The following is a 16,103-nucleotide window of genomic DNA, read 5'->3' on the forward strand; positions in this document are numbered from 1 at the left end:
GAGTAGACATGGAACGCCGTAGTCTTCCTCGTGCCGCCGCCCTCGGCGTCGGCGCGGCAGCCTTCTCCGGTTCGCTGTGGCGGCAGGCGGCCGCCCTACCCCGCACTCCCCGGCACCAGCCCGTACGGGGCTCTTCAGTCGGCCGACACCAACGGCATCATGCCCCCGGCGGGCTTCACCAGCCGGGTGATCGCCCGCTCCACCCAGACCGTTTCCGGCACCAGCTTCAAGTGGCACAAGGCCCCCGACGGCGGCGAGTGCTTCGCCGACGGAAACGGCTGGATCTACGTCTCCAACGCCGAGGTCGGCAGCGGCGGTTGTGGGGTCAGCGCGGTGAAGTTCAACAGCAGCGCCCAGATCACCGGCGCGTACAGCATCCTGTCCGGCACCAACCGCAACTGCGCGGGCGGCGCCACCCCGTGGAACACCTGGCTGTCCTGCGAGGAGGTCAGCACCGGCTTCGTCTACGAGACCGACCCGTGGGGCGTGAACGCCGCGGTCCAGCGACCCGCGATGGGCCGGTTCCACCACGAGGCAGCCGCCGCCGACCCAACGCCGCCGGCAACACGCTCGCGATGGTGTACGACGACAACGTCTCCGGCGCCCCGCTCACCGGCGTGGACAACGTCACCGCGGCCACCGTCGGCGACCTGTACGTCGCCGAGGACGGCGGCAACATGGAGATCTGCATCATCACGCCCGACGACATCGTCGCCCCCTTCCTGCGCGTGACCGGCCAGTCCTCCTCCGAGATCTGCGGGCCGGCGTTCAACCCCGCGGGCAACCGCCTGTACTTCTCCTCCCAGCGCGGCACCTCCGGCTCCAGTAGCGGCGGCATCACCTACGAGATCACGGGACCCTTTCCGTACGTCCCTGTGACCTGTTGACCCTGCCCCCTTTCCCGCACGGACAACACTCGCCGAGCGCTACAGCTGCATCGTCGACGGCAACTCCCAGGTGCTCGACCACCTGTTGATCTCCCCTGCCCTGGTCAACGCCGGGTACGACTCTGTCCACGTCAACGCGGAGTTCGCCGGCCACCCCACCGACCACGACCCCAGATCGCCCGCCCGAACCTCCCCTAGGCCCTGTCCGGAAAACCCGCGAATTCCCGCCCTCAAGGAGTATCTGTGTTCCGTTCCCTGTCGTCCTCTCGTCGCCGCTGGAGCTGCGCGGCCGCTGCGGTGCTGGCCGCCGTCACCCTGTCGGCCGCGCTGACAACCCCGGCGTACGCGACCCCGCCCAACATCCCCAGCAAAGCCACCGCACAGTCCGAACTCAACGCCCTGACCGTGGCCGCCGAGGGCAGCATGACCGGCTACTCGCGGGACCTGTTCCCGCACTGGATCACCATTTCCGGCACTTGCAACACCCGGGAAGAGGTGCTCAAGCGCGACGGTACGAACGTCGTGGTCGGCAGCGACTGCTATCCGGATTCGGGCAGCTGGTACAGCCCGTATGACGGCATCACCGAGTACGCCGCCTCCGACATCGACATCGACCACGTGGTGCCACTGGCCGAAGCATGGCGCTCCGGAGCCAGTTCGTGGACGACCAGCAAGCGTGAGGACTTCGCCAACGACCTCGCCTACCCCCAGCTGATCGCGGTCACCGACAACGTCAACAGCGCCAAGGGCGACAAGGATCCCTCCGCTTGGAAGCCGCCGCTGTCCTCCTACTACTGCACCTACTCCAAGGTGTGGATACGGTCCAAGTACCACTGGGGCCTGACCCTCCAGTCCACCGAGAAGTCGGAGCTGCAGAGCATGCTCAACACCTGCTCCTCGTGACCGAGCTCAGCTCCGTCGTCACCGCTCCGCCCGGCGGGGTGTGGACCGACGAGGTCGGCACGATCACCGGCGAGCTAGAACTGCGCACGGTCTGTACCGACGACGGATCGCTCATCGTGCGGGTGCGGTACGCCGGCGCGCTGGACTGGTACACCGTCCGCGGCGGCCAAGCCCAGCTGCACGATCCCCGCGATCAACACGCCGTGCACACGCTCCTGGTGCACGTGCTCCACCACCCTCACGGCTGAGCAGCGACACCCGCGTCCGGCTGGTCACCCGCCAGTGACCAGCCGGGCTGGTCAAGCGCCTGTGCGGACTTGGGCACGTTATCCCCAGAGGGCCTGCGCATGGGTGCCGACGGTCACGTCTCCACAGGCACCTGCGGCACCGCGTTCCGGGGCTGCCTGCGGCTGTCGGACCACGCGGTCCAGAGGCTGGCGTACCGCCCGCCCGCCGCCACCAACTCCTCGTGCGTGCCGGTCTCGACGACCCGGCCCTGGTCGAGGACTACGATCCGGTCTGCGGTCGCGGCCTGGGGTAGCCGATGAGCCACCATCAGACCCGTACGTCCTTCCAGCGCCTGAAGGGCGGCCGTCTCCAGGACGCGGGCGCCCGCGCTGCCGGCGTCGGCGGTGGCCTCGTCCAGGATCGCGATCGGCAGGTCGGCGAGGACGAGACGGGCCAGGGCCAGCTGCTGGGCCTGAGTCACCGTGAGCCGGTGCCCGCCCTCACCGACCACCGTGGCGAGCCCCTCGGGCAGCGCCTCCGCCCAGTCCAGGGCCCGCACCCGTGCGAGTGCCGTACGCAGCTCCTCGTCGGTGGCCTCCGGCCGGGCCAGCCGCAGGTCCTCGGACAACGGCCCGGCGAATACATGGACTTCTTGGCTGATCAGCGTCACCGCCCGCCGGATACCGGCGGGACCCAGCTCCCGCGCGTCGACGCCGCCGAGGACGATCGAGCCGCCGGACGGTTCGTGGACGCCGGCGATCAGCTTCGCCAAGGTGGTCTTCCCGGCACCGCTCGCGCCGACCAGGGCCACCCGCTCCCCGCTGCGCACCTCCAGGTCGACATCGCGCAGCACCGGGTGCCCGGAAACGTACGAGTGGCTGAGCCGGCAGACCTTGACCGAGCCGTCCACCGGCACGACCTGTACCTCGGGCTCCCGCTCGCCCGGCAGATTCGACACACCGACCAGGCGGGCGAGGCTCGCGCCGGCCGACTGTGCGTCGTCGATGAGGAAGAGCGCGGCGTTGATGGGATTGAAGAGGCCGTGGAAGTAGAGCGCGGCCGCGGTCGCCGTGCCGATGCTCACGGAGCCGTTGTCGACCAGGAAGAAACCGGTGACCAGGACTGACGCCAGACCGATGAACTCGGCGAGGTTCAGCCGCGAGAAGAACCCGGACACGAGCCGGATGCCGCGCAGCGCGAGGTCGACGGCTTCCCGGGACCGCTGCTCCAGGAGGTGTGAGTGCCTGCCGCTCAGCCGGAACGCACGTACGGTGCGGACGCCGCCGACGCTGTCGAGGAGCTGGTGCTGCAAGGCGCCTGTCGCCACCCGGTGCGCGGCGTACACCGATGCGGCGCGGGGGATGTACCAGCGCACGGTGAGGGCGTGGACCGGCACGGCCAGCAGCACCGCGAGCAGGAAGCGCCAGTCCAGTACGGCGAGGCCGACCAGCGTCAGTCCGATGGTGAGCAGAGCGCCGGCGAACTCGGGCAGGGCTTGGCGAACCGCCTTCGCGATCACGGTCACGTCTCCGGTCACCCGCGAGGTCAGGTCGCCGGAACCGGCCTGCTCGACGCGTTCGAGCGGCAGTCGCAGCGCTCGCGCGATGAACCGTTCGCGCAGGCTCGCGAGGACGGTCTCGCCGAGCCGGGCGACGAGAGAGCTGCCGATCGCGGTGGCGACGCCCCTGGTCGCCGCAACGGCGAGGAGGAGCACCATCGGCACGGTCAGCGAGCCGGGACCGCGCTGCTCGACGACCAGGTCGACGATGCGCCCGAGCAGCGGGGCGGTCAGCAGACCGACGCCCGTTCCGAGGACCAGCACGGTCAGGGCGGAGACCGCCAGCAGCCGGTGTCCGCGCAGCAGGGTGCCGACGACGGCGATGGTCTGGGCACCGGTGGCTGTGGGCAGGAGCTCGCGATCCCGCGTGCTGGATCCGCTCATCGTCCGTCCTTCGTTGTCCGCGTCTCTGCTGTCCGCGTCTCTGCTGTGCGCGCCTCTGTTGTCCACGGCGTCGTTCAGGGCTGTCATGCAAGCACCACCGCGCGGTATGCCTCGTCAGCGGCGACGAGGTCCGGATGACGGCCCTGCGCGGCGACGGCACCGCCGTCGAGTACCACCACACGGTCGGTCTCGGCGAGCAGAGCGGGGCTCGTGGTGACCAGGAAGGTGGTGCGGCCGCGACGGAGTTTCCTCAGGCGGGCGGCGATGCGCGACTCGGTGACCGTGTCGACGGCGGTGGTCGGATCGTGGACGACCAGCACCGGGGGGTCGGCGGCGAGAGCCCGGGCCAGCGCGACTCGTTGGCGCTGTCCGCCGGACAGAGAGCGTCCGCGTTCGGTGAGCACGGTGTCCACGCCCTGGGGCAGGGCCTGTGCGACATCGTCCGCCGCCGAAGCGGCCAGCGCCGGCTCGACGTCCGCTCCGTCGCCCGCCGTTCCGGCCCGTACGTTGTCCAGCAGGCTGCTCTCGAACAGGTCGGCGTCGTGGTGGGCGACCAGGATCGCACGGCGGGCGCTGTCGGGGTCCAGCTCGGTCAGCGGCACGCCGTCGAGCTCGATGACCCCTTCGTCCGGGTCGGTTTCGCGGCCCAGGCACAGCAGCAGATCATTGGCGGCGGCCGGGTCCTTGGCGACGATGCCGACCAGGCTTCCGGGGGCGATGTCGAGGTCCACCCCGCGCAGCGCGCCGTGCGTGACACCGCGCAGCCGGAGCCGCCCGGTGACCGGGTGGGCCGGCGCGGCCGTTCCGGCCGTGACAGCGGGCCGCGAAGCGAGCACCTCGGCGACCCGGTCCGCCGAGGCGCGGCCCTGGGCGAACTCGCCGTTGACATAGGTGAGAAGCTGGAACGGCCCCAGCAGATACTGGGCGAGTCCGACAGCCGCCACCAGGTCGCCCACGCTGATCGCACCCCGCATCGCCAGATGCGCGCCAACCAGCCCGATGACCGCGATGAAGATCCCGGTCAGAGCGAGAATCGCGCCGTCGTGCCAGGCGCGGCTGCGAGCCGACCGCAACGCCGCCGCCAGCGAGTCCTGGCTCGTCCGCCGGTACCGGGACACAGCGGCCGACTCGGCACCGATCCCTTTGAGGACCCGCAGCCCCGCAACGAGGTCGGCGGCGACGCCAGAGGCATGCGCGGCGCGCTCCTGCTCGACCTCACTCCGCCGCTCCAGCGGCCGGCTGATCCGATGGCCCAGCCACAAGAGGGGAGGGACGCCGAGAAGGATCAGCAGGCCGAGCGGCACCGAGATGCGGAGCAGCGCCACCGCGCTGATGGCCAGTCCGGCGGTCGCCGATATCGCGTAGGGAAGTGCGGCCGCGACCGCCCCCACCCGGGCGGCGTCACCAGTGGCGATGGCGGTCAGCGCGCCGGGCAGCCGGCCGGTGTCGGCGCCGCCGCGCGGGTCGAGCACCCTGGCGCCGAGGTCGAGCCGGATGTGATGGGCAGCCTGTTCTGCGGACCCGTCGGAGATCCTCGCGGCGGTCCGGTAACACGTGGACAGGACGAAGAAGAGTACGGCGAGGACGAGCAGCCAGCGCAGCAGAGCCCCGGCGGATCCCGTCGCCACCGCCTGGTCGATGATGACGCCGATGACGACGGGCACCAGGGCCTCGCAGACCTGGTGCGCCATGCCGAGGAGCGACGCGCCGACGACGCGGCGGCGTTGTCCCCCGATCGCTCTCCGGAGGATATGGCCCCCCGTCGGTCCTCCATCGAGCATGCGGTACCTCCGCGAAGATGGTCGGATAGTTAGGTAAGGCTACTCTAATCAAGGTTCCTGCCAAGGCTGCGTGCAGGCCGTACTGGCACGTCCCTGCTTGCTGGTGTGCTCGTGCGTTGACCCGGTGACTTACGTTCGGTTAGCCTCACCTAAGTCGCGCTCTGTTGTTCGTACATCAGATTTCTTGCACCGTCGGCGAACTGCCGTGCTGCCAGGGGGAGTTGTTGTTGTCGGTCGAAGCCCAGGCGGCATCCGGAAGCGGGGTCGACAGCCCGGTCGTGCCGTCGACACGCCGGTCCGTGGCAGCACTGCGCGGACTGGGCCTTCTCGTAGGGCTTGGCGCGCTGGTCCTGATCGCGCTGCTCAGCGTATGGGTGGGCACCAAAGGCATTCCGTTCACCTCAACATGGAGCGTGCTGTGGCGGCCTGACGGGTCGGAAGCCTCGGTCATCATCCACGACTACCGGATCCCCCGTACCCTCCTCGGCCTCCTCGTGGGCATGGCACTGGGGCTGTCCGGTGCGCTCATGCAGGCGCTGACCCGCAACCCGCTCGCCGACCCCGGTCTGCTCGGCGTGAGCCTGGGTGCCTCGACCGGCGTGGTCGTGGCGATCGCGTTCCTCGGCGTGGGCACGGCCCTCGGCTATGTGTGGTTCGCGTTCCTCGGCGCGGCGATCGCGTCGGTGGTGGTCTACCTGCTGGGCGCGTCCGGACGGACGCTGGCGACGCCCGACCGGCTGGTCGTCGCGGGAGCGTCGGTGACGGCGGTGCTGTACGCCTTCAACTCGGCGGTCCTGCTGCTCAATCCGCGGGCCTTCGACCAGTTCAGGTTCTGGACGGTGGGTGCCCTCTCGGGCCGGAACCTCGACGTCGTGTACGTCATCCTGCCCTTCGTCACCGTGGGTCTGCTGATCTCGCTCGGGCTCGCCCCGTCGCTCAACGCGCTGGGCATGGGAGACCAGGTGGGGCGCGCCCTCGGGGTGAACGTCGGCCGGACGCGGGCGCTGGGCGCCGTCGCGGTGATGCTGCTGTGCGGCGCCGCGACGGCCGCAGCGGGACCGATCGGCTTCGTGGGCCTGGTGGTTCCGCATGTGGCCCGGTTTGTGGTGGGCGCCGACCAGCGGTGGGTGCTGGCGTACTCGATGCTGTTCGCGCCCATCCTGCTGATCGGCGCGGACGTCCTGGGCCGGGTGCTCGGTGCCCCCGGGGAGGTCCAGGTCGGCATCGTCACCGCGTTCCTGGGCGCACCGCTGTTCATCGCGCTGTGCCGCCGTCGAAAGCTGGTCATGCTGTGAATGCCGTACGAGAGGCCGGAAACGCTGATACCGGCAGGACCCGGGCCCCCGGCAGCGGTGACGCCCCCAGTCCCCGCGTCGTCAGCGGCTTGGTCCTGCGTACCCGCGGCGGACGTTACTCCCTGCGGGTCCAGGGCCGTGCCGTGGCCGTGACTGCGGTACTGCTGATCCTCCTCACGACGGTCATGGGAATCACCCTGACCACGGGGGACTTCGAGCTGTCCGTCGGTGAAGTGCTCCAGGCCCTCTTCGGCAACGGATCGGGTGCGGCCGACTTCATCGTCAACACGCTGCGCATGCCGCGCCTGCTGACCGCGCTGTGCGTCGGTGCGGCGCTGGCGGTCAGCGGGGCCATCCTGCAGAGCCTGACCGGCAATCCGCTCGGCAGCCCCGACATCATCGGCTTCACCAACGGGTCGGCGACCGGAGCGCTGGTCGTCATCGTCATGCTGCACGGAAGCATGACCCAGATCGCGCTCGGGGCGCTGATCGGCGGGCTCGCCACGGCCGCCGCCGTCTACCTGCTCGTCGTCGGCCGCAGCCTGCAAGGGTTCCGACTCGTCGTCATCGGCATCGGGGTGAGCGCCCTGCTGCTCGCCTTCAACTCGTACCTGATCACCCGGGCGAGCTGGCAGGAGGCTCTGGAGGCACAGGCGTGGCTCATCGGCAGCCTGGGCAACCGAGGCTGGGACCACGCCGCCGCCGTCGGCATCGCCGTCGCCGTACTGCTCCCGTTCGCCTTCCTCCTCGCCCGCAAACTTTCCATGGTGGAGATGGGCGACGACACGGCGACGGCGCTCGGCGTCAGCGTGGCCGCCAGCCGAACGGCCCTGCTCGTCATCAGCGTCGCACTGGCCGCGTTCGCCACGGCGGTGACCGGCCCCATCTTGTTCATCGCGCTCGCGGCCCCCCAGCTCGCGCGGCGGCTGACCCGGTCGTCCGGCCCCGCCCTGGTGCCGGCCGCGCTCATGGGTGCCGTCCTGCTGGCCGGGAGCGATCTCGCGGTGCAGCGTGTCTTCTCACCCGTTCTCCTCCCGGTGGGTACGGCGACCGGCACCATCGGCGGGTTGTATCTCATCTGGCTGCTGGTCACAGAGTCCCGAAAGAGCCGCGCATGACAGGAACAAACCTCCCGACCGCCCGGCTGCGAGCCGAGGACCTGACACTCTCCTACGACCAGCGGACCGTGACCACCTCTCTCGGGGTAGTCATCCCCGACCACTCGTTCACAGTGATCATCGGCCCGAACGCCTGCGGCAAGTCCACTCTGCTCAAGGCGCTGGCGCGGATGCTCAAGCCCCAGGCGGGAGAGGTCTACCTCGACGGGGCCACTATCGCGTCGTACCGCTCCCGCGAAGTCGCGCGTCGGCTTGGCCTGTTGCCGCAGACATCGACGGCGCCCGGTGGCATCACGGTGGGGGACCTGGTGGCCCGCGGCCGCTATCCCCACCAGCGGCTGCTGAGGCAGTGGTCCGCCGAGGACGAGGCCGCCGTGGCCGAGGCGATGCGGCAGACCGGCGTCCTCGAACTCGCCGACCGGCCCGTCGACGACCTCTCAGGCGGCCAGCGGCAACGCGTATGGCTGTCCATGGTCCTGGCCCAGCAGACGTCCATCCTGCTGCTGGACGAACCGACCACCTACCTCGACATCGCCCACCAGGTCGAGGTGCTCGACCTGTGCGCCGATCTGCACGCGCGAAGGGGACACACGATCGTCGCGGTTCTCCACGACCTCAACCAGGCGTGCCGTTACGCCACCCACCTGGTGGTGATGAGGGCCGGCGGCACGATCGCGGCAGAGGGCGACCCGGCGAGCGTCATGACCGCCGAGCTCGTCGAGGACGTGTTCGGGCTGCCCTGCCGGATCATCGACGACCCGGAGACGGGTACTCCGCTGATGGTGCCCGCCGCCCCGAAGCGCCTCGCCATGGTCGGCGACACCGTCGTGACCGAAACCCTCTAGGGACGGAACCCCATGCTCACTACGAGGCTGACGAACGCGCACATCCTCACCATGGACCCGGACCACCCGGTCGCCCACGACCTGGGCATCTGGCGCGGCCGGATCGTGGGCCTCGACGACGCGGTGGCCTCACTCCCGGCAGGCGAGGTGATCGACCTTCAGGGTGCCACCGTGCTGCCCGGGTTCATCGACAGCCATGTGCACCTCGCCTGGACCGGTCTGAAAGCGAGCACGCCGAGCGTGGCGCCGTGCGAGCGGGTCGAGGACGTGCTCGCGGTCGTGGAAGAGGCCGTTGCCCGGAAGCGTCCGCCCGGCGCCTGGGTGGACGTCGCGGGGTACGACCAGCGGGCCCTGGGACGCCATCTGACTGCCGCCGAGCTGGACCAGGTCAGCTATGGGCGCAAGGTGTTCATGATGCACGACTCCGGACATGCCTGCGTGGTCAACAGTGCCGTCCTGGACATGCTTCCGGCCGACGTTCCGCACCAGGAGGGCTTCCTGGCCGAGGGCGCCATGGCCGCCGCGCGGCGGCTGCGTCTGCCGTACTCCCAGGAGGAGCTCGCGGACGCGATCGAGCACGCTGCCCGGACGTGCCTCGCAGAAGGGGTCACCGCGTGCGCGGAGGCGGGCATCGGAGGCGGCCTGCTGGGCCACAGCCCGGTCGAGCTCGGCGCCTACCAACTCCTTCGCGATCAGGGCCGTTTGCCGCTGCGGGTGCAGCTCATGGTGGCCGCCGACACCCTGAGGCCCATCGCCGCGCACGACTCCGACGGCATCCCCCGTGCCCTCGACCTCGGCCTGCGCACCGGGTTCGGCGACGAGTGGCTCTCCGTGGGAGCGCTCAAGATCTATACCGACGGCGGCATGATGGCCCGAACCGCCGCGCTCAGCACCCCGTACCACGGCATGGAACACACCGGGCAGCTCCAGGACGACCCGGAGCGCCTCGCCGACACCATCGTGGACGGCCACCTCGCCGGATGGCAGCTCGCCGTCCATGCCATCGGCGACCGCGCCGCCGACCTCGCCCTGGAGGCCCTGGAAAGGGCACAGCGCATCCGGCCGCGCCCGGACGCCCGGCACCGTATCGAACACGCCGGCCTGATCCGGCCCGACCAACTTGCGCGCTTCGCACGGCTTGGCGCGAGCGCGGTGGTTCAGCCGAACTTCCTGCGCTACTTCGGCGACGACTACGCCGCGATCATGGGGGAGGAGCGGGCACCGTGGATGTACCGGGGCAGGGGATTCCTGGATCACGGCGTCACCGTCGTGGGCAGCTCCGACCGTCCCGTCACGGACGGCTCGCCGCTGCGGGCCATCCAGTTCATGGTCGAGCGTGCCTCGTCGTCGGGCCAGGTGATCGGTCCGGACGAGGGCATCACGGTGGACGAGGCCCTGCACGCGTACACGGTCGCCGGAGCGTACGCCTGCCGCTGGGACGGCAGCGCCGGGAGCCTCACTCCGGGCAAGCGCGCCGACCTGGTGGTGCTGGGGGACGACCCACGGCGCGTCAGTACCTCGCGCATCGGTGACATCCAGGTGGTGGCCACATTCGTGGACGGCCGTAAGACGGAGGAGTCGAAGCCGCTGTGAGTACGAGAGTGGACACCATCGAGCACTACGCATACCTGTGGCAGGAGCCCGCGTACCCGCTTCGGTGGGTCATTTGGAACGCTGCCGAAGAGACCATGGTCTTCGACAGGAAGATCAACTGCCCTGTCTACTTTGACGACGAGGCGACTCTCTGCGAGATCCTGCGCAGGATGCGCGGGGCCGGTGTACCGGAGAGTGACGACTATCCGGGCCGCCCGTGCTCGTAGGAACGAGCCCTGCGCACAGCCCTCTCACTACCTTCCGCGTGGGCACGGATCCGCTGCCGGGGCCGTGGGAGCGCGGTGCCGATCCATAGCCTGTGCGATCCGTACCGACTCCTATTTTCGAGTCGTTCCTGGCGGACGAGGAGCATCACATCGACTACCTCGACACCCAGCTCGCGTTGGTCGAGAAGCTCGGAGAGGCGCTGTACATCGCCCAGTTGATCGAGCAGTCGGAGAGCTGAGCGCGGGGCAGGGGTGCGGGAGGGGACTCTGCCGGGATACAGGCAGGCCAGGTTTGATCACCAGCTTAGGTGAGGCTAGCCTTACCTGCAGCGCCCTGGGTGACGCGGCGACGGAGCCGCCTTCCGCCCACGCCGGGGCCGTAAGGAAGGAAACCCTTGATCACGGCCACCTCGCGCCCCGCCACATGGCCTGCCCGCGCCCCGCTGCCCGCCGCGTTCCCCGTACGCCCCGCGCGCCGCCGGGACGCCACCGCTCTGGCGGCCCTGTCCTGGCCGTTCGTACGCTCCGGTGCGCTGCGTGAGCGGTCCCTCTCCCTCTACGCCTCGGACGCAACGGACTTCCTGGTCGTGGACGCCCATGACGGCACCCTCGACGGGTGTCTGGGCCTGCGTGTGCACCCCGCCGCCCCGGTGAGCGGTCGCGCGCCGATGGGCGTCCTGTACAACTTCTGCGTCGCGCCCGGCAGTCAGGGCCGCGGGGCAGGGGCTCTGCTCCTGCGCGCCGCGTTGTCCAGGGCAAAGTCCCAATCGCTGAGCGCCCTGTTCACCGCGACGACAGGGAGCGGCGGCCTCTTCCTCCGCTACGGCTTCGCCCCGGCCTGCGCGAGCCTGGCACCGGCGTCCTGGGCGAACTCTCTGGACCCCCGCAGGAATTCGCGGGTCCTCGCCCGCGTCCTGTGACCTCTGAGGTGGTGGCCGGTACTCAGCGGGGCGCCGGCCACCACGTCGTCAGGCGTCGAGGATGCCCGGCAGCGCTGCGACGAGCGCGTCCACCTGTGTCTCGGGGATGTTCAGCGCCGGGGCAAGCCGTAGCGTTGTGGGGCCAGTGGCGTTGACGAGGAAGCCCGCGTCCTGGGCCGCCTTTTGTACGCGTGGTGCGACCGGTTCGGTGAGGGCGATGCCGAGCAGTAGTCCCGCGCCCCGTACCTCGCTTACCCGGGGATGGCCGGGCGCCTCGATGCCGCGCCGCAGCCGCTCACCCTGCCGTGTGACGTGCGCGAGCAGTCCCTCGGTCTCGATGGTTTCCAGGACGGCGAGCCCGGCCGCGCAGGCCACCGGGTTGCCGCCGAAGGTCGAGCCGTGCTGACCGGGTGTCAGCAGGTCGGCGGCCGCGCCGAAGGCGACCGTGGCGCCGATCGGCAGGCCCCCGCCCAGTCCCTTGGCCAGGGTCACCACATCAGGGTCCATGCCGTCCGTGGCCTGATGGGCGAACCAGTGTCCTGTGCGGCCGATCCCGGTCTGGACCTCGTCCAGCACCAGCAGCGTCCCCGTGGCCCGGGTGATCTCGCGGGCCGCCCGCAGATATCCCTCGGGGGGCGGTATCACGCCGGCTTCGCCCTGCACCGGCTCGATGACGACAGCCGCCGTCTCCTCCGTGACCGTCGCCCGCAGCGCGTCCGTGTCGCCGAACGGCACGTGGGACACCTCGCCCGGCAGCGGCAGGAACGGCTCACGCTTGGCGGGCTGTCCGGTGAGGGCGAGCGCGCCCATGGTGCGACCGTGGAAACCGCCCTGCGTGGCGACCAGGTGTGTCCGCCCGGTCCGCCGGGCGATCTTGAACGCGGCCTCGACCGCCTCCGCGCCGGAGTTGGCGAAGAACACCCGTCCGGGCCTTCGCAGCAGTCGCAGCAGCCGCTCGGCGAGCGCGACCGGAGGCTCGGAGACGTACAGGTTGGAGACGTGCCCCAGCCTCGCCATCTGGGTGCTGACCGCTGAGACCACGGAGGGGTGGGCGTGGCCGAGCGTGTTCACCGCGATTCCGCCGGTGAAGTCGATGTAGGCGCGCCCGGCCTCGTCCCAGACCGTGCTGCCCTCGCCCCGGACCAGAGCCAGGGGCGGGGTGCCGTAGTTGTCCATCATCACCGCGTGCCAGCGGTCCGTCAGCACCTGGCGGTCCTCGTCCGTGGCGGTCGGCAGGATCAGGTTCTGGCTGAGGGTCATACGGATCTCTCCTCCTGGTCCGGGACCACGGTGGTGCCGGAGCCGTCCCCGGTGAAGACGCCCCGCAGCACAGAGTGCGGCACCCGGCCGTCCAGCACGTGGGCCTTGCGCACGCCCGCACGGACGGCTCTCAGGCATCCCTCCATCTTGGGGAGCATCCCGCTCGCCAACTCCGGCAGCAGCTTCTCCAGCTCACCGGTCGTCAGGCGCTCGATCACCTCAGTGCTGTGCGGCCAGTTGGCGTACAGGCCCTCGACGTCGGTCAGCATGACCAGCTTCTCCGCGTCGAGGGCCGCGGCCAGCGCCGCCGCGGCGAGGTCGGCGTTGATGTTGTAGATCTGCCCGTCCGTCCCCCGCGCCACGGGGGAGACCACCGGGATGCGGCCCTGCTCCAGCAGGGCCCGCACGGTGTCCGGGTTCACCTCGACGATGTCGCCGACCAGCCCGATGTCCACCGGTTCGCCGTCCACCCACGCAGGTCGCCGCACGGCGGTCATGGTGTGCGCGTCCTCGCCCGTCATCCCCACCGCGAACGGCCCGTGAGCGTTGATGAGTCCCACCAGCTCCCGCTGGACCCGGCCCGTCAGCACCATCCGGACCACGTCCATGACCTCCGGAGTTGTCACCCGCAGACCCGCCTCGAAGCGGACCTCCAGGTCGAGCCGGCCGAGCATGGCGCTGATCTGCGGACCGCCGCCGTGTACGACGACGGGGGACAGGCCCGCGTGCCACAGCTCCACCACATCCTGGGCGAACGTCCGCTTGAGGTTCTCGTCCACCATGGCGTTGCCACCGAACTTGATCACGACGATCCGGCCCTGGAGCTCCTCCAGCCAGGGCAACTCAGCGACGGCCGTGTCAGCGTCCGCGCGCGGTGCGACGAGTGGCTTCATCTGTGTGAACACCCCGCTCATGAGCTGTACGCGCTGTTCTCGTGGACGTACTCGGCGGTGAGGTCGTTGGTCCAGATCACCGCCGACGCGTCGCCGGAGCGCAGATCGATCGTGATCGTGATCCGGCGTGCCGACAGGTCGACCTTGTCGCGGGACTCGCCGGCCGCACCGTCCCGGCACACCCAGACACCGTTGATCGCCACGTCCAGACGGTCCGGGTCGAAGACCGCGGACGTCGTACCGATCGCCGACAGCACCCTGCCCCAATTGGGGTCCTCCCCGTGCAGGGCGCACTTGAGCAGATTGTTCCTGGCCACGGACCGGCCCACCGCCACGGCGTCCGTCTCCGACGCCGCGCCGACGACCTCCACTTCGATCTCCTTCGAGGCACCCTCCGCGTCCGCGACCAACTGCCGTGCCAGATCCAGGCACACGGTGTGCACCGCCTCGGCGAAGACATCCCCGTCCGGTGCCACCCCTGAAGCACCTGAGGCGAGCAGCAGAACGGTGTCGTTGGTGGACATGCAGCCGTCCGAGTCCACCCGGTCGAAGGTGGTGCGGACCGCTTCCCGCAGCGCGGAGTCGAGCGCCGGGGCGGTCACGTCGGCGTCCGTCGTGAGCACCACGAGCATGGTGGCCAGCCCGGGCGCGAGCATGCCCGCGCCCTTCGCCATGCCGCCCACCGCCCAGCCCGGCCCGGACACCACCGCCGTCTTGTGGACCGAGTCCGTCGTCTTGATCGCGACGGCCGCTTCCTCGCCCCGCTCGGGCGACAGCCGTGCGGCAGCGGCGCCGATTCCGGCCGTGATCCTGTCCATCGGCAGCGGGACGCCGATGAGTCCGGTGGAGCACACCGCGATCTCGTCCGGGCCCACGTCCACGGCCCGAGCCGTCTGCTCGGCCATCACCCGGGTGTCCTCGGCGCCCACGGGTCCCGTACAGGCGTTGGCGCCACCGGAGTTGAGGACGACCGCGGAAATCCGGCCGTCGGCCAGCACCTGCCGCGACCAGCGGACGGGTGCGGCCTGGACCCGGTTGGAGGTGAACACACCGGCGGCCGCGCGCGACGGACCGCGGTTCACCACCAAGGCCAGGTCCAGATCACCGGACTCCTTGATCCCAGCGGCCACACCGCTCGCGAGGAATCCCTGTGCAGCGGTCACGGTCACGGAGCCACTCCATTCGTGGGCAGGCCCAGCTCTTCCGGCAGGCCCAAGGCGACATTCATGCTCTGCACCGCGCCGCCCGCGGTGCCCTTCGTCAGGTTGTCGATCGCGCTCACGGCGATCAGGCGACCGGCCTGCTCGTCCACCGTCACCTGCACCTGCGTGGTGTTGGAGGCGAGTACCGCGGCGGTCTGCGGCCACTGCCCGGCCGGCAGCAACCGTACGAACGGCTCGTCGGCGTAGGCGGCTTCGTACGCCTCCCGCACCTCGCGCGGACCGGCGCCGGCTCCCGGCCGCAGGCGCGCCGAGCAGGTGGCGAGGATGCCTCGGGCCATCGGCGCCAGCGTCGGTGTGAACGACACGGTCACGCGCTCGCCCGCCACCCGCGACAGGTTCTGCGTCAGCTCCGGGGTGTGCCGGTGGCCGCCCCCGACGCCGTACGGGCTCATCGAGCCCATCACCTCGGAGCCGAGCAGGTGCGCTCTGGCCGCACGGCCCGCTCCCGAGGTCCCGCTTGCCGCGACGATCAACGCCTCCGGCTCCACCAGGCCTGCCGCGAAGGCCGGGAACAGCGCCAGGGTCACCGCGGTCGGATAGCAGCCGGGTACGGCAATCCGGGTTGCTCCTTTCAGCTGTTCCCGCGCTCCAGGGAGTTCGGGCAGGCCGTACGGCCAGGTGCCGGCGTGGGCCGAGCCATAGAACCGCTCCCAGTCCGCCGGGTCGTGCAGCCGGAAGTCCGCGCCGCAGTCCACGATCAGCGTTTCGGGATCCAACTGCTCCGCGAGCGCCGCCGACTCGCCGTGCGGCAGGGCCAGGAACACCACGTCGTGTCCGCGCAGTGACTCGGCCGAGGTCGCCACCAGTACCCGGTCCGCGAGCGCGGTCAGGTGCGGCTGCAGCTCCCCGAGTGGGCGGCCCGCGCTGCTGTGTGCGGCGACCACCCCGATCTCCACGTCGGGGTGCGCCGCCAGCAGGCGCAGGATCTCCCCGCCGGCGTAGCCGCTCGCTCCGGCCACAGCGACCCGTACCGTCATGTTCTTCGTCT

14 protein-coding genes and 2 pseudogenes are annotated in these 16,103 nt (G+C 70.5%); 10 read left to right on the forward strand and 6 right to left on the reverse strand.

The annotated features are described in order from the left end of the window. The first annotated feature begins 8 nt into the window (after positions 1 to 8). The 3 genes and pseudogenes from ACZ3H8_RS34150 to ACZ3H8_RS34160 all read left to right on the forward strand — a co-directional run bounded on the left by ACZ3H8_RS34150 (position 9) and on the right by ACZ3H8_RS34160 (position 2,038). A pseudogene (locus tag ACZ3H8_RS34150) lies at positions 9 to 887 on the forward strand (alkaline phosphatase PhoX). 243 nt (positions 888 to 1,130) lie between these two features. After that, positions 1,131 to 1,790 (forward strand): HNH endonuclease family protein, encoded by a 660-nt coding sequence (locus tag ACZ3H8_RS34155; protein ID WP_467408370.1) that lies wholly within the window; start codon positions 1,131 to 1,133, stop codon positions 1,788 to 1,790. Next, a complete protein-coding gene (locus tag ACZ3H8_RS34160; protein WP_467408372.1) occupies positions 1,787 to 2,038 on the forward strand; it encodes a hypothetical protein in 252 nt (83 codons plus the stop codon). Before ACZ3H8_RS34155 ends, ACZ3H8_RS34160 begins: the two co-directional genes overlap by 4 nt. A 113-nt stretch (positions 2,039 to 2,151) precedes the next feature. Here ACZ3H8_RS34160 and ACZ3H8_RS34165 read toward each other — a convergent pair whose 3' ends face one another. Beyond that, positions 2,152 to 3,960 (reverse strand): ABC transporter ATP-binding protein, encoded by a 1,809-nt coding sequence (locus ACZ3H8_RS34165; protein WP_467408374.1) that lies wholly within the window; start codon positions 3,958 to 3,960, stop codon positions 2,152 to 2,154. A gap of 83 nt (positions 3,961 to 4,043) precedes the next feature. After that, positions 4,044 to 5,741 (reverse strand): ABC transporter ATP-binding protein, encoded by a 1,698-nt coding sequence (locus ACZ3H8_RS34170; RefSeq protein ID WP_467408376.1) that lies wholly within the window; start codon positions 5,739 to 5,741, stop codon positions 4,044 to 4,046. A 227-nt stretch (positions 5,742 to 5,968) separates the two neighbouring features. Here ACZ3H8_RS34170 and ACZ3H8_RS34175 point away from each other — a divergent pair, with 227 nt between their 5' ends. The 7 genes and pseudogenes from ACZ3H8_RS34175 (at position 5,969) to ACZ3H8_RS34205 (ending at position 11,739) form a co-directional block, all read left to right on the forward strand. After that, on the forward strand, positions 5,969 to 7,036 hold the full coding sequence (locus ACZ3H8_RS34175) for a FecCD family ABC transporter permease (protein ID WP_467408379.1): 1,068 nt from the start codon (positions 5,969 to 5,971) through the stop codon (positions 7,034 to 7,036). A 149-nt stretch (positions 7,037 to 7,185) separates the two neighbouring features. Beyond that, on the forward strand, positions 7,186 to 8,154 hold the full coding sequence (locus tag ACZ3H8_RS34180; protein WP_467408426.1) for a FecCD family ABC transporter permease: 969 nt from the start codon (positions 7,186 to 7,188) through the stop codon (positions 8,152 to 8,154). After that, positions 8,151 to 8,999 carry an ABC transporter ATP-binding protein gene (locus tag ACZ3H8_RS34185; RefSeq protein ID WP_467408381.1) on the forward strand — a complete coding sequence of 283 codons (849 nt, stop codon included), beginning with the start codon at positions 8,151 to 8,153 and terminating at the stop codon, positions 8,997 to 8,999. Before ACZ3H8_RS34180 ends, ACZ3H8_RS34185 begins: the two co-directional genes overlap by 4 nt. A gap of 12 nt (positions 9,000 to 9,011) precedes the next feature. After that, the gene (locus tag ACZ3H8_RS34190; RefSeq protein WP_467408383.1) at positions 9,012 to 10,592 is read left to right on the forward strand and encodes an amidohydrolase; all 1,581 of its coding nucleotides are present in this window, start codon (positions 9,012 to 9,014) and stop codon (positions 10,590 to 10,592) included. Beyond that, positions 10,589 to 10,819, forward strand: a complete 231-nt coding sequence (locus ACZ3H8_RS34195; protein WP_467408385.1) for a hypothetical protein — start codon at positions 10,589 to 10,591, stop codon at positions 10,817 to 10,819. The genes ACZ3H8_RS34190 and ACZ3H8_RS34195 overlap by 4 nt, the downstream gene beginning before the upstream one ends. 113 nt (positions 10,820 to 10,932) lie before the next feature. Then, positions 10,933 to 11,058 (forward strand): annotated as a pseudogene (locus ACZ3H8_RS34200) (bacterioferritin); the annotation flags it as partial. A 156-nt stretch (positions 11,059 to 11,214) separates the two neighbouring features. Further along, positions 11,215 to 11,739: a GNAT family N-acetyltransferase gene (locus tag ACZ3H8_RS34205; protein ID WP_467408387.1), complete on the forward strand. Its 525-nt coding sequence runs from the start codon at positions 11,215 to 11,217 to the stop codon at positions 11,737 to 11,739. Positions 11,740 to 11,787: 48 nt separating this feature from the next. Here ACZ3H8_RS34205 and ACZ3H8_RS34210 read toward each other — a convergent pair whose 3' ends face one another. Genes ACZ3H8_RS34210 through argC form a run of 4 tightly spaced genes read right to left on the reverse strand, consistent with a single transcriptional unit; the run spans position 11,788 to position 16,092 of the window. Continuing rightward, positions 11,788 to 12,999, reverse strand: a complete 1,212-nt coding sequence (locus tag ACZ3H8_RS34210) for an acetylornithine transaminase (RefSeq protein WP_467408390.1) — start codon at positions 12,997 to 12,999, stop codon at positions 11,788 to 11,790. Further along, positions 12,996 to 13,892 (reverse strand): acetylglutamate kinase, encoded by an 897-nt coding sequence (gene argB, locus ACZ3H8_RS34215; RefSeq protein ID WP_467408391.1) that lies wholly within the window; start codon positions 13,890 to 13,892, stop codon positions 12,996 to 12,998. Before argB ends, ACZ3H8_RS34210 begins: the two co-directional genes overlap by 4 nt. 17 nt (positions 13,893 to 13,909) lie before the next feature. Further along, on the reverse strand, positions 13,910 to 15,061 hold the full coding sequence (gene argJ / locus ACZ3H8_RS34220; protein WP_467408394.1) for a bifunctional glutamate N-acetyltransferase/amino-acid acetyltransferase ArgJ: 1,152 nt from the start codon (positions 15,059 to 15,061) through the stop codon (positions 13,910 to 13,912). Beyond that, positions 15,058 to 16,092, reverse strand: a complete 1,035-nt coding sequence (gene argC / locus ACZ3H8_RS34225; protein WP_467408397.1) for an N-acetyl-gamma-glutamyl-phosphate reductase — start codon at positions 16,090 to 16,092, stop codon at positions 15,058 to 15,060. Before argC ends, argJ begins: the two co-directional genes overlap by 4 nt. Positions 16,093 to 16,103 lie beyond the last annotated feature (11 nt).

The organism is Streptomyces sp. NPDC002868, from assembly GCF_055563295.1.